Origin of the sequence: Phaeobacter sp. JH20_02 (assembly GCF_048056915.1) — a bacterium.
GTDB lineage: Bacteria > Pseudomonadota > Alphaproteobacteria > Rhodobacterales > Rhodobacteraceae > Phaeobacter > Phaeobacter bryozoorum.
Genome location: NZ_JAYMVP010000022.1, coordinates 728,365 through 749,318, shown reverse-complemented (window position 1 = coordinate 749,318; position 20,954 = coordinate 728,365). Strand labels below are relative to the sequence as shown.

The window sequence follows — 20,954 nt, the reverse complement described above, 5'->3', positions numbered from 1 at the left end:
AGACTAAGATATGTCTGATTTCACAATGAAAAAAGACGCCGACGGCGTCGCCATCATCACCTGGGACTGCCCCGGCAAAAGCATGAACGTTCTGAACGGTCAGGCGATGCTAGACCTCGACGGGCTGGTTGACGACGCGCTGGCAGATGATGCCGTCAAGGGCATCGTCATCACCTCGGGCAAAAAAGACTTTGCCGGCGGCATGGATCTCAATGTGCTGGCCAAGATGAAAGAGGATGCCGGTGACGAACCCGCCCGTGGTCTGTTCGAAGGCATCATGAAAATGCACCACGGTCTGCGCAAGATCGAACGGGCCGGCATGGATCCGAAAACCAACAAGGGTGGCAAACCCGTGGCAGCAGCCCTGCCCGGCACAGCTGTTGGCATTGGTCTGGAACTGCCGCTGTCGACGCATCGCATCTTTGCGGCTGACAACCCCAAGGCCAAAATCGGCCTGCCGGAGATCATGGTCGGCATCTTCCCCGGTGCAGGCGGCACCACCCGTCTGGTACGCAAGATGGGTGCAATGAACGCTGCGCCCTTCCTTCTGGAAGGCAAGCTGGTCGATCCCCAAAAAGCCAAGGCCGCAGGCATCATCGACGAAGTGGTCGAGGATCCGCTGGCCGCCGCACGCGCCTGGGTTCTGGAGGCAAAAGACGCCGATATCGTCAAACCCTGGGATGCCAAGGGTTACAAGATGCCCGGTGGCGCGCCCTATCATCCTGCGGGCTTCATGACCTTCCTTGGTGCAGCAGCCATGGTGCATGGCAAAACATTTGGCGCCTTCCCGGCAGCCAAAGCGCTGCTGAGTGCGGTCTATGAAGGCGCGCTCGTGCCCTTTGACACCGCGCTGAAGATTGAGGCGCGCTGGTTCACCCATGTGCTGATGAACCCTTCGTCCGAGGCGATGATCCGTTCGCTCTTCCTCAACAAGGAAGCGCTGGAAAAAGGCGCTGTGCGCCCGGCGGGCATCGAGGATCAGTCGGTCAAGAAAATCGGCGTTCTGGGCGCTGGCATGATGGGGGCCGGTATCGCGCTGGTCTCCGCTCAGGCCGGAATGGAGGTTGTTCTGATCGACCGTGATCAAGCCGCCGCCGACAAGGGCAAGACCTATACCGAAAGCTATCTCGACAAGGGCATCAAGCGCGGCAAAGTCACGGCCGACAAGAAAGAGGCGATGCTGTCACGCATCACCGCAACCCCTGATCTGGACCATCTCAAGGGCTGCGATCTGATCATCGAAGCGGTCTTTGAGGATCCCGGCGTCAAGGCGGAGATGACCAAGAAGGTCGAGGCGATCATCCCCGACGATTGCATCTTTGCCTCCAACACCTCGACGCTGCCGATCACCGGTCTGGCCGAGGCCTCGGTGCGCCCGGAGCAGTTCATCGGCATTCACTTCTTCTCACCGGTGGAAAAAATGTTCCTGGTGGAGATCATCAAGGGTGAGAAAACCGGCGACCGCGCAGTGGCCAAGGCGCTGGACTACGTGCGCCAGATCCGCAAGACTCCGATCGTGGTCAATGATGCCCGGTTTTTCTACTGCAACCGTTGCATCATCCCCTACGTGAACGAAGGCGCACGGATGATCACCGAGGGCGTTGCCCCTGCGTTGATCGACAATGCCGCACGCCAGTTGGGCTTCCCGGTCGGTCCGATCCAACTGACCGATGAGACCTCGATTGACCTCGGTGCCAAGATCGCTCGCGCCACCAAGGCGGCAATGGGCGATGCTTATCCCGAAAGTGCTGCGGATGATCTGATCTTCTGGATGGAAGAACAGGGCCGTCTGGGGCGCAAGTCCAACGCTGGTTTCTTCGACTATGACGACAAGGGCAAGCGGCAGGGTTACTGGAAGGGCATGCAGGAGAAATACCCGCTGGCCGAGGAACAGCCGGACCTGATCGAGGTCCAGGAACGCCTGATGTTTGCACAGGTCCTGGAAGCCGTGCGCGCGCTGGAAGAAGGTGTTCTGATGGACATTCGCGAAGGGGATGTTGGCGCGATCCTGGCCTGGGGCTTTGCGCCCTGGTCCGGTGGCCCGCTGAGCTGGCTGGACATCATCGGCACGCCATATGCTGCCGAGCGCTGCGACCAGCTGACCGCGAAATATGGCGAACGTTTCACCTGTCCGCCGCTGCTGCGCGAGATGGCTGAGAAAGGCCAGACTTTCTATGGCCGGTTCAGCCCGGAGGCCGAAAAGGCCGCCTGATTGAGGTCAGATGACGTCTGAAAGCTCTGAAAGCGGCGCCTCCGGGTGCCGCTTTTTTCACATCAGGAAAGCCGCCTAAGTGGTTATGAAAAATAAAAACCGCCTCCGATATGGTGACGGTTCTGTCTCTGTTTTCACTTGTTGGATTGCAGCGCGGTCTAGACCATCGCTGCGTATTCCGCAGCACCATGCCCACCAGGACCCATCGGCAATGTATTGGCCCAGACGCTTTCCTCGGTGATCATGTCGATCACCAGTTCGCGGGCAGCGTCGGGGTCCAGAACCCGATAAAGCTCGGCATAGGCGCTGGTGTCGAACGACAGAATGTCACGCGGTGACACGCTAAAGCTCAGCAGACCCGCCTCCAGATAGATGACCTCATCCTGTGCAAACCGTGGCACCACGATCTCGACCCGTGTGTCAGGCTCGACCCGGCCAATGCCGCGGTACCCTTCCAGCGCGCAGGCGGGTACGACAACAAACGGATCGCCCTGCCCATCACAGGCAAGATCGCTCTCGATCAGGATCCCCTGGTTCGGCATCACCCAGAGCGGCGCGCGATTGTTCAGCGCATCCTGCGGAATATGAACCGGGCATGTCAGCGGATTGGGTCCACCGCTGGAAAGCAGGATAGTTTCGCGGTGGATATCGACAATGGGCTGCATCCCATGGTCGAAGGTCAGGACCATATCGCCTACGGCCAGAGCCTCAATCGGGCGCCAGCCAAGATGTGAGGCCACAAGGGTGCCCGACAGGATCCCGCCCTGCCCGGCTGCGACCAACGGGTACTCTGTTGCCAGAGCCTCGGCCATCGGAGAGAGCTTGCGTTTCAGCAGCCAATCCAGCATCGGTTTTCCCTTTCACCAAGGCAGCCATACGTTCTGCATGACCCGTCACGTTACCCGTCCGATAGGCGGCCACTGGCGCGCCCACGGGAGAGATTATCATGGTCGCGGATCGAAGATGCGCCATTTTGGCGAAGACTTCGGACCCTGCGTCGTCCCATGTGATTCCATCTCTCGACTACTGGTCTATCGGTGAATCGTTAAAAGAGTATTCAAACTGGGCAAGATCCGCCTCGCAGGCCTGAGCCACCGCCGCGCGGGCCGCGTCGGTATAGGCGTCCTGCCAGCCTCTGGGACGGTCTGAGACATTGGCCCGTGGCAGCTGCAGCTCAAAACCCAGGTGATCAAAGAGCGGGGCCGCATCGCATGCGAAATGTTCCAGGCGGATATAGCAGTCGCATTGTTCGCCCCCATCCGCGCGCCGCATATATGACCGCGCCGGATGTGCACGAAACGCTGCAAGCATCCGGGGATCGCTGGCAAAATCGGGAAATGCCAACGCTTTGGCCAGGGCGACCGAGGGGTGATCAAAGCTTTGCTCGCGCAGCCAGTGATAGAGGCTCAGCACCCGATCAAACGGGTTCCGTACCAGCGTAAAGGCAAAGAGACCGCGCAGCTGCGCCTCGGGCACCAGACCGTCGATATCGGCAAGAGTTGAGTGTTTCCACAATCGGCCCCGGGTTTTAGCGTCTCTGAGGCGTCGCCGCCGCTTGCTGGCCTTGGGCGTGTCGCCGAGCATGAGATCATCTGCCATGGCCCGCGCTTCCAGCGCGAGGGACAGCGCGGTGCCCCCGGTCTTGGGGATATGTACAAAGACATAGGAACGGCCAGGCGACAAGATCATGACAGGCAGGCTAAGCGGTTTGAAGACCAATGGAAACCTCGGCCCTGTCAGACAAAAATGTCTTACGCCTTTCATTGGGGGCAACTTTGCGCAATATCTTGCAACCACGTCGCATGAATCATCTTGGAGGGGTCGAAATGGGTTGGATGTCGGACGAGTCGGGACTGGAGAAAACCGCCGCCAACTATGTGCCGCTGACGCCGCTGTCACATCTGCGCCGGGCCGCGCATGTGTTTGCCGATGTCCCTGCCGTCATCTACGGCAGCCATCGCAAGACCTATGCGGCCTATTATGATCGCTGCACGCGGCTGGCCTCGGCGCTTGCGGGAATGGGCGTCCGCCCCGGCGACGTGGTGGCGACCTTGATCCCCAACCTGCCGGCCCAGGCCGAAGCCCATTTTGGCGTGCCTGCCTGCGGTGCCGTTCTCAACACGATCAACACACGTCTCGACGTCAGCACGGTCGCCTATATTTTCGACCACGGAGAGGCCAAGGTCGTGCTGGTCGACAGCCAGTTCCTGCCACTCGCCGAAGAGGCCAAAGCAGCCTGCGACGGCCCGGGACCGCTGATCATTGAGGTCCCGGATGATCAGGCAGCCTATCCGGCGTCCGGTCGGCACCCGGTCTACGAGCATGTTTTGGCCGCTGCCTCCCATGATTTCGACTGGATCATGCCGCAGGACGAATGGGAAAGCCTTGCGCTCAACTACACCTCCGGCACCACGGGCCGCCCGAAAGGCGTGGTCTACCATCACCGTGGCGCCTATCTGATGACCATGGGCACGGTGATTTCCTGGCGCATGGTGATGCAGCCGAAATACCTTGCCATTGTACCACTGTTTCACTGCAACGGCTGGAACCACACCTGGATGATGCCGGTTCTAGGTGGCACCCTGGTGTGCTGTCGCGATATCACCGCGCCCGCGATCTACGATGCGATTGCCGACGAAGGGGTGACCCATTTCGGCGGTGCGCCAATTGTGCTCAATATGCTGGTGAACGCACCCGAAGAGGACCGGCGCAGCTTTGATCACACGGTCGAGGTCTTCACCGCCGGCGCCCCGCCCGCCCCGGCCACCCTGCAAAAGATCGAGGCTATCGGCTTTCATGTCACGCAGGTCTACGGGCTGACGGAAACATATGGCCACGTCACCGAATGCCTGTGGAAAGGCGGCAGCTGGGACACACTGGACCAGCAGGGCCGGGCCGCGATCAAGGCGCGTCAGGGCGTGGCCTTCCCGATGATGGATCACATTACGGTCATGTCCGACGATATGCAGCAGATTCCGATGAACGGTCAGGATCAGGGTGAGATCGTGATGCGCGGCAATTCGGTCATGAAGGGATATCTGAAGAACCCCGAAGCCACCGCCGAGGCCTTTCAGGGGGGGTATTTCCATTCCGGCGATATCGCCGTGCAGCATCCCGATGGCTATATCCAGATCGCCGACCGCGCCAAGGATATCATCATCTCCGGCGGCGAGAATATCTCCTCGGTGGAGGTTGAGGGCGTGCTGATGGGGCACCCCGATGTGAACCTAGCCGCGGTGGTTGCCAAACCTGACGAAAAATGGGGCGAAGTGCCTTGTGCTTTTGTCGAGTTGAAGCCTGGCGCGGAGGTTGATCCTGCCGAACTGATCCGCTTTGCGCGCGAAACGCTGGCCGGTTTCAAAGCGCCAAAACAGGTGATTTTCCAAGAACTTCCCAAGACATCGACCGGAAAGATCCAGAAATTCGAACTGCGCCAGCAGGCCAAGGCTCTCTGACCCGGTTTCCTGACCAAAGCAGGCGCGAACTGCCGCAAAGTCAATTGCTGACGCTGGGGGCTGCGTGCTATTTGATCTGTGAACAATCGACGGTGAGGACGCGCCCCATTCATGACGGCATTGCGGGAATATCAACGGCTGGAAGCTGCTGCGCTGTGGCGGGCTGCCCCTGACGCGCAGCGGCGCGATGTGATCGTCTCGGTTGGCGACGCGACCCTGACCATTGCGGATATGAATGACCGGCCACTGGCCCATTGGTCACTGGCAGCATTAGAGCGACAGAACCCCGGCAGTTTCCCCGCGTTGTTCCACCCTTACGGCGATCAGGGCGAAACGCTGGAGATCGCCGAAGATGAAACCGCGATGCTGGACGCAATCGACCGTTTGCAATCCGCCCTCACCCGCGCTCGTGCCCGCCCCGGTCGCCTTCGCTCGGTGACGCTGCTGTCGGCGCTGGCTGTCGTGACCGGTCTGGCGGTGTTCTGGCTGCCCGATGCGCTGCTCTCGCATACGGTGAATGTGGTGCCGGACATCAAACGCAAGGCGCTAGGACAGGCGCTGCTTGGCCGGATCGAACGGGTGTCAGGTCAGGCCTGCAGCACATTGGAGACCGCGCCCATTCTGGAACGTCTCGCAGAGCGGCTGGATGTGCGTCAGTTGGTGATCCTGCGCAGCGGCGTGGCCAGCAGCCTCTATCTGCCAGGTGGCATCGTGCTTCTGAACCGCGAGCTGGTGGAGGATCACGAAGATCCGGCGGTAGCAGCTGGCGCGGTACTGGTGGAGCGCGCCCGTGCGGTGGAAAAAGACCCCCTGGCCGAGCTTCTGGCCGCGGGCGGCATTCGCGCCACCTTCAGGATGCTCACAACCGGTGAACTGACCCGTGCAACCCTCGACCGTTATGCGGAAACCGTCATTAGCGCGCCGCGCCCCACGCCGGACGAGGCCACGACACTCGCTGAATTTGCCCGTGCTGCCGTTCCCTCCAGCCCCTATGCCTACGCTCAGGACATTACCGGTGAAACAGTGCTCGGCCTGATCGAGGCCGATCCGATGGCGGGCCGTGACTTGCAGCCGGTACTGAATGACCGCGACTGGGTGCAGCTACAAAGCATCTGCGGCTGATCCAACAGTACCGGTGTGGAACACATCGCACCTCTGACACGATGCGTTGAGATTTCTGCATCCTGTCACCGGGCCGCTGCACGCAATACTGACGCAAACGTCAAGCATTCGGGATCCCGATCGGAACTTCACCGCGAACGAGGCCAGGGTCGGCAGAATGCGACGGAGCTGACATACCCTTTTTCCTGCTGAATGGCTGCTACAGATACCTGAAGACGAGTTCCAAATCAGCCATCAACGGTTGTGTTGTGCATGTTTCCCCACTATCTGCACGTCATCTGTAATGGAGTTTTCATGTCCCGGTAAGGAAGGGAGGCAGCGCGCCTCCCGGAGCACATACAAAATCGCAAACATCGCCGTCACTTTGTAGCTGACGGGTCGGTTTGATGTGCTCACTCGTTTCCTACCATCGGCGCCCAAAATTGACTTGGGCCAGAGACATGAAAGTGAAAACCCTATGACGAGGGATTACTCAGACTTCCTTCCGCGTCGCGCGCGCGACACCGGATCACAGGCGAAACTCAGCCCCCTTCAGGCACTAGGATGGCAACCGTTTTTCACCCAGCAAGTTAGCGTGGAAGACATGGCCGCGACACCTCCTGTTCGCGTTGTCGAAGTGCATCGCAGCGGGCTGCACGCCCTTGGTGACGGCATCGATACCATCCTTCCGCCCAGAGCCGATGTGACTGTCGGCGACTGGCTGTTGCTGGACCAGTCGCACCCGCGGTCCAGTCGGGCTCTTGAGCGTACCAGCCTTATCAAGCGGCGCGCGCCCGGCACCGACCGGCAGGAACAACTGATCGCGGCGAACATTGATACGGCCTTTATCGTCACGTCCTGCAATCAGGACTTCAAATTGGCCCGGCTTGAACGCTATGCCTCCTTGGCGTTCGAGGCGCGGATCACGCCCGTCATCGTCCTCACGAAAACCGACCTCTTGGCGGATCCTGAAGACTACATTGACGCGGCCCACGCGGTGTCGGACATAATCGACGTCGTCGCACTTGACGCGCGCGGTTCTGCCCCGAAGACAGACCTTGCGACCTGGTGCAAGCCCGGCAAGACGGTAGCGTTCCTTGGCTCATCCGGTGTTGGGAAATCGACGCTGGCCAATGCGTTGCTCGACAGCCAATCCATCGAGACCCAGACCATTCGCGAGGACGACGCGAAGGGGCGGCATACGACGACGCGGCGTGAGCTTCATGCTATGCGCAATGGCTGTCTGATCCTGGACACGCCGGGCATGCGGGAATTGCAGCTCACCGATGCGGAGGACGGAATCAATGATCTCTTTGCCGATATTCAGGAGTTGGCCGCGCGGTGTCGATTCAACGACTGTCAGCACGAGACCGAGCCGGGATGCGCGATTCTGACGGCTGTTGATGATGGCGTTCTCGATGCCCGTCGGCTTGGCAGATGGCGTAAGCTGATAGCGGAGGACGCGTTCAACTCCGCGAGCCTTGTGGAACGCAGGTCGCGCGACAGGGCGTTCGGAAAAATGGTGCGCGGCGTCAAGAAAATCAAAGATGTCAGGAGGTAAGACGATGACGCAGTCGAAAGCAGGTCAAATCGTATGGCACGATCTTTTCACATCGGACAGGGCGTGTTCGATGGCATTTTACCAGCACGTGGCCAAATGGACGTATGAAGTCGAGCGGGCGACGGATTTTGCCTGGGGAGGCGGCGAGAAGGATTTCATCCTCGCCCTCTCCGGGGACGAAGCGGGTGCGGGGTTGGCCGAGACGCCTGCCGAGCAGGAAAATGGCTGGATCGCCTACATCGAGGTTCCCGACGTGGACGCGGCGGTCAGACGCGTCGCCACGCTCGGAGGCAAGATCGTTCGGGAGCCATTCGAGGTGCCGGGTGTCGGTCGCAATGCACTCGTCCGCGATCCGCTCGGTGCTCTGGTCGGGATTTCGCTGTCCCGGCACAGCTTCCCTGTTCCACACCGGCAGTTCGGCCCTGACGTGTACGTCGGCATCGGGACTGACTTCCCGCTGGCGTTCTATGCAGAGCTTTTTGGATGGAAGGTCTCTCCCGAGCAGGACACGGATTGTCTTGCACTCCTCGGGCCTGAGGGCGATCTTGTTGCACTCCAACATGCCGCGACCTGGCCAACCGATTCAAATGCAGCTTGGGTCCCGTGCATCAAGGTTGCTTCAGTCGCCGATGCCTGCCGTGCTGCTGAAGCCAAAGGCGCGTGTCTGGCTCCTGTGGATGTGAAGGGAACTGTTCAAGCCCGTAACCCCATTCTGCGTGATCCAGACGGCGCGCCGTTTGCTCTTGGCATCGAATAGACGACCACTTTCTAGCAGTTCGCCTCTTCTTCACAGGAACTGCAGAGCGGGCATTTGTACGCGCTGCAGTATCCGTAACTCAGGGCTCACTGCCCGCTTTCGCTGCGTCGCCCATGGATGGCCGCTCTAGTTTTCTTCGCAAAGATCAGGGGTAAGCTGCTCTGGCGTAGTTTGCGAAGCGTCGGCCAACGCCTGCTCAATCTTTGCGATCTACTCATTCTTTTGCCTACCAAAGTACCGCAGAGTCCGTCACTCCCAATTCGCAGGCAATCCTTGCAAGGGAGCTTCCCCGAACTCGAAGATCGGCGTTGCGGCGGTCACGTCTATCTAACTGCTGCTTTGTGGGCTGACGCATATTGGCACAATGGCGCGGCGCAATTGTTAGGACAATACAGAACGTCCGCGAGCCATTTGCCGATACTGCGACCATGTTGTGAAGGAGGAGTTCGGCCGGGGCCGTGTTGGATTAACGATGAGACGAAAAAGTCAAATATCTCTGACGTTCTAAAAGCGGTTGGCGCAATCATAGCGCCGCGCCAAGCCGCCCCCGCTCCGTTGCGTGAACGCAGATTGGTCAAACAACGTGGCTGACCGGACCCACCGTCGTGATTACTTGCTCAGCCGCGCGCCAGAGAACCCGGCCGCGCGCACTGTCGACAGGGCCGCTTGCGCCGCCTCCCCGACAAAAGGCCCTGCCAGAACGACCTGCAGGCTCTGACCATTGCGGTTGACCCGACCCAGACGCACCGGCAACCCCTTTTGGCGCAACCGTTGAGCCACGGCGTCGGCCTGACTTACATCGGCGAGGGTCGCCGCGCGCACATACCGCGTAGCCGGAGATGACTGAGGTTTGGCCATCGAAGCCGAGGCCGCGCGCGCTGATGTCGCATCGCCGGAAGGCGCCGACCGGGTCGACAGACGGGTGACCAGGGTCTCCTCATCGGTGCCCACGGACGTGCTCGCATCTCCTGCAAGCTGTCTCTGCGAAAGCTTCACAACCGGTCGATCGACCGGACGGCGAATGCCTTCGCGGGGGACGGTGCGCGTCCAGATCGCGCCGGTTTGCGGCCCGCGGTTCGGATTGTAGCGATCCTGATGGATCACCCGCACATATCCCGCAGGCACGCCATCGTTGGCCGCCGCGAGTACGCCGCCCAGCGACATCTCCGCCCGGCGCGGATTAAGACGGTCATCCTCCCATGCGCGGCGATACCCCTGCGGCACTACCAGCCCTCGGCTCAGGCTGCGCTCCTGATAGACATGCTTGGGAACAACGCGGGTGTTGGGATCCAGAACCGAGGACAGGCGGCTGCTGCCCCACTGCGGGCCGCATCGCACATTGCCCGTCTGGTTGATATATTGCTGGCTCAGGGCAGACGCGCCGGGACAGCGGCCAAAGCCCGGCGCCGAACTGGCCGTGGTTACGGTGCTGAGAGGCGGACGATAGGCATCATCCAGTGGCTGCCGGCGCGGCAGCTTCGCCGTTGATGTGCCAACCCGAAGCGGCTTTGCCTGTCGCACGGCACTGCGCTGCGGCTTGGTGGTGGTGACGGTCTGCGGCGCGCGCGCTGCTGCAACCGGCTCTGTAGTTGCAGTTACGGCGCCTTCCAGATTATTCGCTCGCTGCCCCTCCGGCAGGGTGATCAGCTCCGGCACCGGAGCCGAAGTGGCTCTCGGCGAACTGGGGGCCGCAGCAAGCTCAGTGGGCTGGAAGCCGCAAAGCTGTTTGCGGCTGCGGGTTACCCTCGGCACCCAGGTGACATTGCCGTCGATCCCCGCCCGAATGAAAACACAGCCGCGACTGTCGATATATTGCTTGCCTGCAAAGGAGGCGGGCGGAAATTCTGCCGGCGGTTCGGTGGGGCGGATCGACTGCGCCTCTGCTGTGCCGAAGCAGGCCGCTGCGATCAAAGCACTTGCAATAATTCTAGTAAGCGTCATCCGAGAGCCCCACAACATATGGCCGCAGGATGCCCGAAAAGCGAATCTGAGTAAAGCAGGGTTTCCCCGATTTAACGAAAGATCCCAGAGACATCGCGACCCTTACCCTCCCCGCACCCGGGTGTGTCACCCGACGGACATGGAAAAGGCGCCTGTTGCCAGACGCCCTTGCCTTGATGGCCGTGCCTTGTGTCCATGCCGCCCCAAGAACTGCACGCGGGCCGCAGGCTTATTTGGTGCCGAACATCCGATCACCCGCATCGCCGAGCCCGGGCAGGATATACCCCTTCTCGTTCAGCTGCCGGTCCAACGAGGCCGTCACGATCGGCACATCCGGATGCTTCTCCTTCATCAGCTCCACCCCCTCGGGCGAGGCCAGCAGGCAGAGGAAACGGATGTCATTTGCTCCGGCCTCTTTCAGCAGGTCGATGGCCGCGGCCGAACTGTTGCCGGTTGCCAGCATCGGATCTACCGCAATGACCAACCGATCCTTCAGCCCCTCGGGTGCCTTGAAGTAATATTGCACTGGCTGCAGGGTTTCCTCATCCCGGTAGAGACCGACAAAGCCTACCCGTGCCGAGGGGATCAGTTCCAGCACGCCGTCCAGCATCCCGTTGCCCGCCCGCAGGATCGACACCAGCGCCAGTTTCTTACCCGCAAGGATGGGTGCCTCCATTTCCTCCATCGGAGTGTCGATGGTGGTGGTGGTCAGCGGCATCTCGCGGGTGATCTCATAGGCCAACAGCTGGGTAATCTCGCGCAGCAGGCGGCGGAAACCGGCGGTAGAGGTGCCCTTGTCGCGCATCAGGGTGAGCTTGTGCTGCACCAGCGGGTGGTCGACAACGGTCAGATGATCGGACATTGGGCGCTCCTTTCAGGAAAATTCAATCTCTCTTAGTGCCTGCACTGTGGGACAGGCAAGGCGGATTTGTCGGCTATTGTCTCCAACCGCTGCAAATTCGGGCGCCGTTCAGCGCGCAGACGCTGCCGAGGACGCCATCTCATCCGCCCGCTTCAATCAGGTCAGCACCGACCGGCCCGGCCCCTGAGCAGGGATTTTCAGATGGTCCGCCACGGTCGCTGCCACGTCCGCGAATGCCAGATTGCCCAGCGGTCCGGCCCCCGCGCCGGCCATCAGCACCGGCACCTGTTCACGGGTGTGATCGGTGCCGGGCCAGCTCGGATCGTTGCCATGATCGGCCGTAAGGATCAGCAGGTCGCCATCCCGCAGATGCGGCAGCAGCTTGCCGATCTCTTGGTCAAACCATTCCAGCGCCCGCGCATAGCCCGAGATATCGCGACGATGCCCGTAGAGGCTGTCAAACTCGACAAAATTGGCAAAGGTCAGGCTGCCATCCTCGGCCTCAGCCACTGCCGTCTGCAAATGGCGCATCAGCGTCGCATCATCGCCTTTCTTCAGCGTATCAATCCCCTGCATCGAGAAAATATCACCAATTTTGCCGATGGCGTGCACTGGTCGACCGGCATCCTGCACCCAATTGGTCAGGATCGGTTCAGGCGGCATGATGGCGTAGTCACGCCGGTTTGTGGTGCGCTGAAATCCGGTCTCGGGCGTGCCGACAAAGGGTCGCGCAATCACCCGCCCCACCTTCATCGCGTGAAGATAGGGGGCCACCGCCTCGCAGAGCGCCAACAACCGGTCAAGACCAAAGCTCTCCTCATGGGCGGCAATCTGGAAGACACTATCGGCAGAGGTATAACAGATTGGCTGCCCCGACTGCATATGCGCGGCGCCATGTTCGGCAATGATCGCAGTACCCGAGGCATGGCAATTGCCAAGTAGAGCCTCGGTTCCGGCCGCCGCGCAGACATGGGCCACCAGATCATCCGGGAACGCGGGTGTCTGATCCGGGAAATAGCACCAATCCCAAGGCACCGGCAGGCCCGCCAGTTCCCAATGACCAGAGGGGGTATCCTTGCCCCGGCTGATCTCGCGGGCGACACCCCAGCGCCCGATAATCTCCGCCCCACCCAGATCAGGGCAAGGCACCGCCGAGGCCTGCGCCACGGCAGCCCCCAACCCGAGCCGATCCAGATTTGGCACCTGCAGCGGACCGCTGCGCCCCTCCTCTGCGCGGCCCGCAGCGCAGGCCTGGGCGATATGGGCCAGCGTATTGGCGCCAATGTCCGGCAGATCACCATTGAAATACTGACCAGCATCTGGCGCACCACCGATACCGACGGAATCCATCACCACCAGAAACGCACGCGCCATTAGGAAACCCTCTTGTAGATCAGCGGCAGCCGCTCCGGCGCGCTATCAGACAGCTGATAGGCTGCGCGCAGGCTGGCCTCGGCTGCATCAGCGGCGTCTTCATCAGCGGCATGGATCACACCAATCAGGTCGCCGACTGAAAGCGTGCGTCCAAGCGGCGCCAGCTCCGCCAGTCCGACGGAGGGGTCGACCACGTCGCTTTCGATCATCCGCCCGCCGCCCAGCCGCACGACCGCAAGGCCGAGCGCCTCGCCATTGATGGCGTGAACATGGCCCGCCCGATCTGCGGTGATGGGGCGTACCACCGGAGCCGTCGGCAGAATTGTCTGCCAGTGGTCCGCGAAATCGGTCGGGCCGCCCATCGCGGCGACCATTCGGGCAAAACGTTCGGCAACCGCCCCGCTGGCAATGGCCTTGCGGATCATATCCGCCCCGGCATCGCTCTGCGCCGCCAATCCGCCATGTGCCAACAAGACACCTCCCAGCTCCGCCGTCAGCTCCGCCAAGGCGCCCGTCTGACCGCAGATACCGGTCAGCACCCGCATCACCTCCGCCACCTCCAACGCGTTGCCCAGCGCGGGCGCCAAAGGCTGGTTCATATCAGTGATCAGCGCCGAGGTCCTGCAACCGGCCGCATTCGCCGTCTCAGTGAGACTGCGGGCCAGCGCCTCGGCCTCGTCCAGCGTTTTCATAAAGGCACCGGAGCCGATTTTCACATCCAGAACCAGCGCATCGGTGCTGGCCGCCAGTTTCTTTGACAGGATTGAGGCGGTGATCAGGTCCAGACTATCCACCGTGGCGGTGACATCACGGATCGCATATAGCCGCTTGTCCGCCGGGGCGATCTCAGCGGTCGCCCCCACGATGGCGCAGCCTACGCTTTGCATCATGCTGCGCAGCCCCTGTTCGGACACTTGGGTGCTGACGCCCTGAATGGCTTCCATTTTGTCGAGCGTCCCGCCGGTATGGCCCAGACCCCGACCGGAGATCATCGGCACATAGGCACCGCATTCCGCCAGCGCGGGTGCCAGCAGCAGCGACACGCAATCGCCGACCCCACCGGTAGAGTGTTTGTCCAGCACCGGCCCATCCAGATCCCAGCGCAGCACGTCACCGCTATCACGCATTGCCAGCGTCAAGGCCCGCCGCGCATCGACGCCAAGCCCCTGCAGACAAACCGCCATGGCAAACGCACCCGCCTGCGCATCCGAGACGGCCCCATTGGCCAATCCTTCGGCAAACCAGCGCAGGTCTTCATCGCCGGGTGTCTCTCCCCGGCGCAGGCTGGCGATGATCGCGCGTGCGTCCATGGCTCAGCTCCGTTCCATATGGTCCGCGCCAAAGGCGCCGGGCAGCAGATCGCCAATCGTGGTTTCGCGCTCCAGCCCATCTGTGGTGGCAAGTGTCACCTTGACCTCGGGCGCGCCAAACTCCGCCAGCTTCTGACGGCAGCCGCCGCAGGGCGGGATTGGCGCCGGGCAATCGGCAATCACATATGCCGCCTCAAGCTTCGTCTCGCCTGCGGCAACCATTGCGGCGATGGCACCGGCCTCTGCGCAGGTGCCTTCTGGGTAGGCAACGTTTTCCACATTGCAGCCAACATAGACCGTACCGGATGCTGCCCGGATCGCCGCACCGACCTTGAAGTTGGAATAAGGCGCGTGTGCGTTTTCACGAACGGCGGTGGCAGCATCTTTGAGGCTCATGGCGATTCCCTGATTTTTTTGATCAACTGGTCAGAATTTGAGACGATAGCTGAATTTGCCGAAGGAGCGAAAGCCCCCTCGACCAAGCTGAACCACAATATCACATCCTCCGGCCAATACCGCTATTGCCTGATGATCCACCCAGGATCTGCGGTCAGACCGTTGGCTCTGCCAAGCTGGTGTTGAACACACCCGGAAGCGTCACCTCCAGCAGTTCCACATCATCCGACGGCGCGCTGAGGCGGGTTTTCATCCCCGGCGGAATGACGAAGGCATCGCCCTGTTCCAATTGATAAGGCTCGCGGCCCTCGCCCTCCAGCGTGACTGTGCCGTTCATCACAAATGTGAAATGGATATCGGTGTCATGCGCGGCCCACTGCGGCGCGCCTTCTCCGCGGCGCACCACCTGTACGCCTGCGACGCCCTTGGTGTTCTCGGCAATCGTCGTGTCGCGGCAGATGTAGCCCGGCAGGCGGAACGGCATCCATTCGGCGCCTTCTGCCTTGTTGTAAACAAACCGCTGGCCCTGCCATTCCCGTTCGGGACGGTAGTGCGGCGTCGGCAGGGTCATCTCGTGGTCGATCTCGGTCACATGCTCGGCCGGGACGCCGATCTCGATCACCTGCACATTGTCGCTGGCCTCCAGCACCCGGTGGCGGATTTCCGGCGGCTGGATGAAGCAATCGCCTGCCGTCAGACGCATCTTGTCTCCCTGATCCTCATAGACGACATCAACCCAGCCGTGGATACAGAAGATCAGCTGAAAGCCCACCTTGTGGAAATGCACCATATCCGGCACCGGGCCGCCGTCGGGAATGCGGATGTGGCTGGCGATGATCGAGCCGCCCAGCCGGTCAGGCACCAGGTCGCGGTAGTGCATACCCGCGCGCCCGATGATCCATGGCGCCTGATCCTTCAGCCGCCGCACCACAAAACTATGCACTGTTTCGGGCATCACCAGTGGTGGGTTGCGCTCTTCAATCTCAATCTGGGTGCCATTGGGAGCGGTCAGCCTACGGGCACCACCGGCAAACCCATCGGGATCATCAGTCAGGATGCGAATTGTGCCGGGTGATTCAGCGGCGCCGCGCTCGATCCGCAGCCGCAGCCCATGGCCCGAAAACACCCCGATAGCCGGATCATCTGCCGGATAGATCGAGTCCAGCTTCATCCCAAGGGTTTTGGTGTAAAACGGGATGTCGTCCCGCAGCTCCTGCGTCGGCAGCCGCAGCTCCGCAATCGTATCCGCCATTCTTCGCTCCCTTTTGGTCTTTTGCCACACAGTGAGACCAAGCGCGCTCGGGCGCAAGCTCTTGCGAAAGCCCCCAAACACCCAACGAGAATAGTCTGTTTCCCTGACGTCAAAAGTCGTTTAATGCTAAACTATAGTCTCTGGAGCGCCTGATGACCAAAAATCCAAAGTCCGACACCCAAACCCTGCGCGATGCCGCGCTGCACTATCACGCCTATCCCAACCCCGGTAAGCTGGAGATCCGCGCAACCAAGCCGATGGCCAATGGCCGCGATCTGGCGCGGGCTTATTCGCCGGGCGTGGCAGAGGCCTGCATCGAAATCAAATCCGATCCTGCGGACGCGGCGAAATACACGTCGCGCGGCAATCTGGTCGCGGTTGTGACCAATGGGACAGCGGTCCTTGGCCTTGGAAACATCGGCGCGCTGGCGTCGAAACCGGTGATGGAAGGCAAGGCCGTCCTGTTCAAGAAATTCGCCAGCATCGACTGTTTCGATATCGAAGTAAACGAAAGCGATCCGGAAAAGCTGGCCGATATCGTCTGCGCGCTGGAGCCGACCTTTGGGGCGATCAATCTTGAGGATATCAAGGCCCCCGACTGCTTTATCGTGGAAAAGATCTGTCGCGAGCGGATGAATATCCCGGTCTTCCACGATGACCAGCACGGCACCGCAATCGTCGTGGGCGCAGCCGCCAAAAACGCACTGCACGTCGCGGGTAAGACATTCGAAGACATCAAGATTGTCTCCACCGGTGGTGGCGCGGCGGGGATTGCCTGCCTCAACATGCTGGTGAAACTGGGCGTGAAGCGTGAGAATATCTGGCTCTGCGACCTGCACGGGCTGGTCTATGAAGGCCGCACCGAGGATATGAACCCGCATAAGTCCGCCTTTGCACAGAAAACCGACCTGCGCACGCTGGATCAGGTGATCGAGGGCGCGGACCTCTTCCTCGGCCTGTCCGGCCCGAATGTCCTGAAACCGGAGATGGTGGCAAAGATGACGGATCGTCCGATCATTTTTGCCCTGGCCAACCCCAACCCCGAGATCCTGCCGGATGTGGCGCGCAGCGTCTCCCCCAACGCCATCATCGCCACCGGCCGCAGCGACTTTCCCAATCAGGTCAATAACGTCCTCTGCTTCCCCTTCATCTTCCGTGGGGCGCTGGATGTGGGCGCGACAGAGATCAACGACGCCATGCAGATCGCCTGTGTCGAGGGTATCGCCGAAATGGCCCGGATGACCACCTCGGCCGAGGCGGCAGCCGCCTATCAGGGCGAACAGCTGACCTTTGGCGCCGACTACCTCATCCCCAAGCCGTTTGACCCGCGTCTGGTCGGTGTGGTGTCCTCCGCCGTGGCCAAGGCCGCCATGGACAGCGGTGTCGCCCAGCGTCCGATTGATGATCTTGTCGCCTACCGCGCGAAATTGAACCAGACCGTGTTCAAATCCGCCCTGCTGATGAAACCCGTCTTTGAGGCGGCAAAGGCTGCATCGCGCCGCATCGTTTTCACCGAGGGCGAAGATGAGCGGGTGTTGCGCACGGCTCAGGGCATCCTTGAAGAGACCACCGAAACGCCGATCCTGATCGGTCGGCCCGAGGTGATCGAAACCCGCTGTGAACGGCTGGGCCTGCGCATCCGCCCCGGCACCGACGTCCAGATCGTGAACCCGGAGAACGATCCGCGTTACTACGACTACTGGACCAGCTACCACCGCGTGATGCAGCGCGAAGGCGTGACCCCGGATCTGGCCAAGGCGATCATGCGCACCAACACCACGGCCATCGGCGCAATCATGGTCCACCGGGGCGAGGCCGACAGCATGATCTGCGGCACCTTTGGCGAATATCGCTGGCATATGAACTACGTGAACCAGGTGCTTGGCGGTGGCAGCTATGAGCCCCATGGGGCGCTGTCACTGATGATCCTTGAGGACGGGCCGCTGTTCATCGGTGATACCCATGTGCGGATCGAACCAACCCCGGAACAGATTGCGCAGACGGTTCTGGGCGCCGCGCGCCACGTACGCCGCTTTGGCCTGGAGCCAAAGATCGCCCTGTGTTCGCAATCGCAGTTTGGCAATACCAGCTGCGATTCCGGCGCACGGCTGCGCGCGGCCATCGACATCCTCGACCGGACGCCCCGCGATTTCATCTACGAAGGCGAGATGAATATCGATACCGCGCTGGATCCTGAGCTGCGGAGCCGGATCTTCCCGAATTCGCGACTGGAGGGCGAGGCCAATGTGCTGATCTTTGCCCATGCCGATGCCGCGAGCGGTGTGCGCAACATCCTCAAGATGCGGGCCGGCGGGCTGGAGGTCGGGCCGATCCTGATGGGCATGGGCAATCGCGCGCATATCGTCTCCCCCTCGATCACCGCCCGCGGGCTGCTGAACATGGCGGCAATCGCCGGAACGCCCGTCGCCCACTACAGCTGACGGCTGGCTGCGGGGCGCAGATCCCGCAGCGCCACAAACAGAGCAGGCACGTGGCCTCGAATCAGAGTGCCTGCCCCACCCTCCCTCAGACGACCGGCTTCTGAGGCTTGCGCAGAGACTTTGCAAACTGCGCTTCATCTTGCTGTAAATTCCGCGAACGCACCCTGTTTGCAAAACTTTGCAACGCCACACCGGCAAAAAATGCAAATTTCTTGCGCCAATCTGACGCGACGTCGCCCAGCACGCTTGCCCGGTGGCGATCCATGCGCCTAACTCACCTCCAAGGATGAGTGAGGAGGAACCGCATGTCGTATTCAGAGGTCTATGAGAGCTGGAGGTCCAATCCGGAACAATTCTGGATGGAAGCCGCAGCGTCGATCAGCTGGGATCGCGCGCCGAGCAAGGCCCTGACCGACAAGGGCGATGGGCTCTACGAATGGTTTGCCGATGCAAAGGTGAACACCTGCTACAACGCTGTCGACCGTCATGTCGAAGCAGGCCGGGGAGAGCAGACGGCAATCATCTACGACAGCCCCATCACCCAGACGAAGCGCGAAATCTCCTATGTTGAGCTGCGCAACCGTGTCGCCACCCTGGCTGGGGCGCTGCGGGCCAAGGGCGTGGAGAAAGGCGACCGCGTCATCATCTACATGCCGATGATCCCCGAGGCGCTGGAGGCGATGCTGGCCTGCGCCCGCATTGGCGCGGTGCATTCGGTGGTGTTCGGCGGCTTTGCCGCCAACGAACTGGCGGTGCGGATCGACGACGCCACGCCCAAGGCGATCATCGCCGCCTCCTGCGGGTTGGAGCCGGGGCGGACGGTCCATTACAAACCACTTCTGGACGGCGCCATCGACCTGGCCACCCACAAACCCGACTTCTGCGTGATCTTCCAGCGCGAGCAGGAAGTGGCCGAGCTGATCGAAGGCCGCGACGTGAACTGGCACGGTTTCCAATACGGTGTGGAACCTGCCGAATGTGTGCCGGTTGAGGGCAACCACCCTTCCTATATTCTCTATACTTCCGGCACCACCGGCCAGCCCAAGGGGGTGATCCGCCACACCGCAGGCCAGCTGGTGGCACTCAATTGGACCATGAAGAACATTTACAACGTCGATCCCGGCGATGTGTTCTGGGCCGCCTCGGATGTGGGCTGGGTCGTGGGCCACAGCTATATCTGCTACGGGCCGCTTATTCACGGCAACACCACAATCGTGTTCGAGGGCAAACCCGTCGGCACGCCCGATGCGGGAACCTTCTGGCGGGTGATTTCCGAGCATAAGGTCAAGAGCTTCTTCACCGCGCCGACTGCTTTCAGGGCAGTGAAACGCGAGGACCCGAAGGGCGAGTTCGTCAAGAAATACGACCTCGGCTGCCTCAAACAGGTCTACCTGGCCGGCGAGCGTGCGGACCCCGACACCATCACCTGGGCGCAGGAGCAGCTGAAGGTGCCGGTGATCGACCACTGGTGGCAGACAGAGACCGGCTGGTCGATTGCCGCGAACCCGCTGGGGATCGAGGAGCTGCCGGTCAAGCTCGGCTCCCCTGCCGTGCCGATGCCGGGCTATGAAGTCGATATTCTGGACGAAGGCGGCAACCCGGTGGCGCCGGGCGAGCTGGGCGCAATTGCGGTGAAACTGCCGCTGCCGCCGGGCACGCTGCCGACGCTCTGGAATGCTGAGGACCGCTTCAAGAAAAGCTACCTCACCACCTTCCCCGGCTACTATGAGACCGGCGATGCCGGGATGAAGGACGAGGACGGCTATCTCTACATCATGGCGCGCACGGATGACGTGATCAACGTGGCGGGCCACCGCCTGTCGACCGGCGCCATGGAAGAGGTGCTGGCAGGCCACCCGGATGTCGCTGAATGCGCCGTAATTGGCGTCGCCGACAGCCTCAAGGGGCAGATGCCATTGGGTTTCCTCTGCCTCAATGCTGGCTGCAACACGCCCCATGAGGAGGTAGTAGCGCAGGTGGTGAAACTGGTGCGCGAGAAGATCGGCCCGGTGGCGGCGTTCAAACTGGCCTGCGTCGTGGACCGCCTGCCCAAGACCCGCTCCGGCAAGATCCTGCGCGGCACGATGGTGAACATCGCCGACGGCACGCCGTGGAAGATGCCCGCGACCATCGATGACCCGGTCATTCTGGACGAGATCACCACAGCGCTGCAAACTCTCGGATACGCGAAGTAAGACGCGCGCAGGCTTCTGACAAACGCAGGCTTCGCCACCCGGCGGAGCCTGTCTTTGTATGATGTGCCGCGCGGTTTTCCTTGCAACTCGGTCGTGC

At 61.4% G+C, this 20,954-nt stretch carries 16 protein-coding genes; 7 read left to right on the top strand and 9 right to left on the bottom strand.

Annotation, left to right across the window (positions count from 1 at the left end; all coding sequences use genetic code 11):
* The first annotated feature begins 10 nt into the window (after positions 1-10).
* Entirely contained in the window at positions 11-2,212 is a 2,202-nt protein-coding gene (locus tag VWY34_RS10330) for a 3-hydroxyacyl-CoA dehydrogenase NAD-binding domain-containing protein (protein ID WP_416544775.1), read from the top strand.
* A gap of 158 nt (positions 2,213-2,370) precedes the next feature.
* Here the strand turns inward: VWY34_RS10330 and VWY34_RS10325 are convergent, their stop codons facing one another.
* Entirely contained in the window at positions 2,371-3,060 is a 690-nt protein-coding gene (locus VWY34_RS10325; protein WP_416544774.1) for a Hint domain-containing protein, read from the bottom strand.
* Positions 3,061-3,235: 175 nt separating this feature from the next.
* A complete protein-coding gene (locus tag VWY34_RS10320; RefSeq protein WP_340546302.1) occupies positions 3,236-3,901 on the bottom strand; it encodes a sulfotransferase family 2 domain-containing protein in 666 nt (221 codons plus the stop codon).
* Positions 3,902-4,038: 137 nt separating this feature from the next.
* Between VWY34_RS10320 and VWY34_RS10315 the strand changes: the two genes are divergently transcribed.
* The 4 genes from VWY34_RS10315 (at position 4,039) to VWY34_RS10300 (ending at position 9,086) form a co-directional block, all read left to right on the top strand.
* Entirely contained in the window at positions 4,039-5,667 is a 1,629-nt protein-coding gene (locus VWY34_RS10315; protein ID WP_416536245.1) for an AMP-binding protein, read from the top strand.
* A 111-nt stretch (positions 5,668-5,778) separates the two neighbouring features.
* Positions 5,779-6,789 (top strand): hypothetical protein, encoded by a 1,011-nt coding sequence (locus tag VWY34_RS10310; protein WP_340545265.1) that lies wholly within the window; start codon positions 5,779-5,781, stop codon positions 6,787-6,789.
* 457 nt (positions 6,790-7,246) lie between these two features.
* A complete protein-coding gene (gene rsgA / locus VWY34_RS10305; RefSeq protein ID WP_416544773.1) occupies positions 7,247-8,329 on the top strand; it encodes a ribosome small subunit-dependent GTPase A in 1,083 nt (360 codons plus the stop codon).
* A 4-nt stretch (positions 8,330-8,333) separates the two neighbouring features.
* Positions 8,334-9,086, top strand: a complete 753-nt coding sequence (locus VWY34_RS10300) for a VOC family protein (protein ID WP_340545263.1) — start codon at positions 8,334-8,336, stop codon at positions 9,084-9,086.
* A 609-nt stretch (positions 9,087-9,695) separates the two neighbouring features.
* Here VWY34_RS10300 and VWY34_RS10295 read toward each other — a convergent pair.
* The 6 genes from VWY34_RS10295 to VWY34_RS10270 all read right to left on the bottom strand — a co-directional run bounded on the left by VWY34_RS10295 (position 9,696) and on the right by VWY34_RS10270 (position 16,221).
* Positions 9,696-11,027, bottom strand: coding sequence for an SPOR domain-containing protein (locus VWY34_RS10295; protein ID WP_416544772.1), 1,332 nt, complete (start codon positions 11,025-11,027; stop codon positions 9,696-9,698).
* 229 nt (positions 11,028-11,256) lie between these two features.
* Entirely contained in the window at positions 11,257-11,889 is a 633-nt protein-coding gene (upp, locus tag VWY34_RS10290) for a uracil phosphoribosyltransferase (protein ID WP_014874324.1), read from the bottom strand.
* Positions 11,890-12,045: 156 nt separating this feature from the next.
* Positions 12,046-13,263 carry a phosphopentomutase gene (locus tag VWY34_RS10285; protein WP_416544771.1) on the bottom strand — a complete coding sequence of 406 codons (1,218 nt, stop codon included), beginning with the start codon at positions 13,261-13,263 and terminating at the stop codon, positions 12,046-12,048.
* Entirely contained in the window at positions 13,263-14,573 is a 1,311-nt protein-coding gene (locus tag VWY34_RS10280) for a thymidine phosphorylase (RefSeq protein ID WP_416544770.1), read from the bottom strand. Before VWY34_RS10280 ends, VWY34_RS10285 begins: the two co-directional genes overlap by 1 nt.
* Before the next feature lie 3 nt (positions 14,574-14,576).
* Positions 14,577-14,969: a cytidine deaminase gene (locus tag VWY34_RS10275; protein ID WP_340545259.1), complete on the bottom strand. Its 393-nt coding sequence runs from the start codon at positions 14,967-14,969 to the stop codon at positions 14,577-14,579.
* A gap of 154 nt (positions 14,970-15,123) precedes the next feature.
* Positions 15,124-16,221 carry a cupin domain-containing protein gene (locus VWY34_RS10270; protein ID WP_416536257.1) on the bottom strand — a complete coding sequence of 366 codons (1,098 nt, stop codon included), beginning with the start codon at positions 16,219-16,221 and terminating at the stop codon, positions 15,124-15,126.
* A 152-nt stretch (positions 16,222-16,373) separates the two neighbouring features.
* On the opposite strand from VWY34_RS10270, the gene VWY34_RS10265 reads away from it, so the two are divergent.
* A complete protein-coding gene (locus tag VWY34_RS10265; RefSeq protein WP_340545257.1) occupies positions 16,374-18,662 on the top strand; it encodes an NADP-dependent malic enzyme in 2,289 nt (762 codons plus the stop codon).
* Positions 18,663-18,747: 85 nt separating this feature from the next.
* Here the strand turns inward: VWY34_RS10265 and VWY34_RS10260 are convergent, their stop codons facing one another.
* A complete protein-coding gene (locus tag VWY34_RS10260) occupies positions 18,748-18,927 on the bottom strand; it encodes a hypothetical protein (RefSeq protein WP_340545256.1) in 180 nt (59 codons plus the stop codon).
* Between the two features lie 40 nt (positions 18,928-18,967).
* Between VWY34_RS10260 and prpE the strand changes: the two genes are divergently transcribed.
* Positions 18,968-20,857, top strand: a complete 1,890-nt coding sequence (gene prpE, locus VWY34_RS10255; protein WP_416544769.1) for a propionate-CoA ligase PrpE — start codon at positions 18,968-18,970, stop codon at positions 20,855-20,857.
* Positions 20,858-20,954 lie beyond the last annotated feature (97 nt).

Bases quoted from the DNA above. Each gene is read 5' to 3' on its own strand.
- VWY34_RS10330 (WP_416544775.1), top strand. From the start codon at position 11: ATGTCTGATTTCACAATGAAAAAAGACGCCGACGGCGTCGCCATCATC.
- VWY34_RS10325 (WP_416544774.1), bottom strand. From the start codon at position 3,060: ATGCTGGATTGGCTGCTGAAACGCAAGCTCTCTCCGATGGCCGAGGCT.
- VWY34_RS10320 (WP_340546302.1), bottom strand. From the start codon at position 3,901: ATGATCTTGTCGCCTGGCCGTTCCTATGTCTTTGTACATATCCCCAAG.
- VWY34_RS10315 (WP_416536245.1), top strand. From the start codon at position 4,039: ATGGGTTGGATGTCGGACGAGTCGGGACTGGAGAAAACCGCCGCCAAC.
- VWY34_RS10310 (WP_340545265.1), top strand. From the start codon at position 5,779: ATGACGGCATTGCGGGAATATCAACGGCTGGAAGCTGCTGCGCTGTGG.
- rsgA (WP_416544773.1), top strand. From the start codon at position 7,247: ATGACGAGGGATTACTCAGACTTCCTTCCGCGTCGCGCGCGCGACACC.
- VWY34_RS10300 (WP_340545263.1), top strand. From the start codon at position 8,334: ATGACGCAGTCGAAAGCAGGTCAAATCGTATGGCACGATCTTTTCACA.
- VWY34_RS10295 (WP_416544772.1), bottom strand. From the start codon at position 11,027: ATGACGCTTACTAGAATTATTGCAAGTGCTTTGATCGCAGCGGCCTGC.
- upp (WP_014874324.1), bottom strand. From the start codon at position 11,889: ATGTCCGATCATCTGACCGTTGTCGACCACCCGCTGGTGCAGCACAAG.
- VWY34_RS10285 (WP_416544771.1), bottom strand. From the start codon at position 13,263: ATGGCGCGTGCGTTTCTGGTGGTGATGGATTCCGTCGGTATCGGTGGT.
- VWY34_RS10280 (WP_416544770.1), bottom strand. From the start codon at position 14,573: ATGGACGCACGCGCGATCATCGCCAGCCTGCGCCGGGGAGAGACACCC.
- VWY34_RS10275 (WP_340545259.1), bottom strand. From the start codon at position 14,969: ATGAGCCTCAAAGATGCTGCCACCGCCGTTCGTGAAAACGCACACGCG.
- VWY34_RS10270 (WP_416536257.1), bottom strand. From the start codon at position 16,221: ATGGCGGATACGATTGCGGAGCTGCGGCTGCCGACGCAGGAGCTGCGG.
- VWY34_RS10265 (WP_340545257.1), top strand. From the start codon at position 16,374: ATGACCAAAAATCCAAAGTCCGACACCCAAACCCTGCGCGATGCCGCG.
- VWY34_RS10260 (WP_340545256.1), bottom strand. From the start codon at position 18,927: ATGGATCGCCACCGGGCAAGCGTGCTGGGCGACGTCGCGTCAGATTGG.
- prpE (WP_416544769.1), top strand. From the start codon at position 18,968: ATGTCGTATTCAGAGGTCTATGAGAGCTGGAGGTCCAATCCGGAACAA.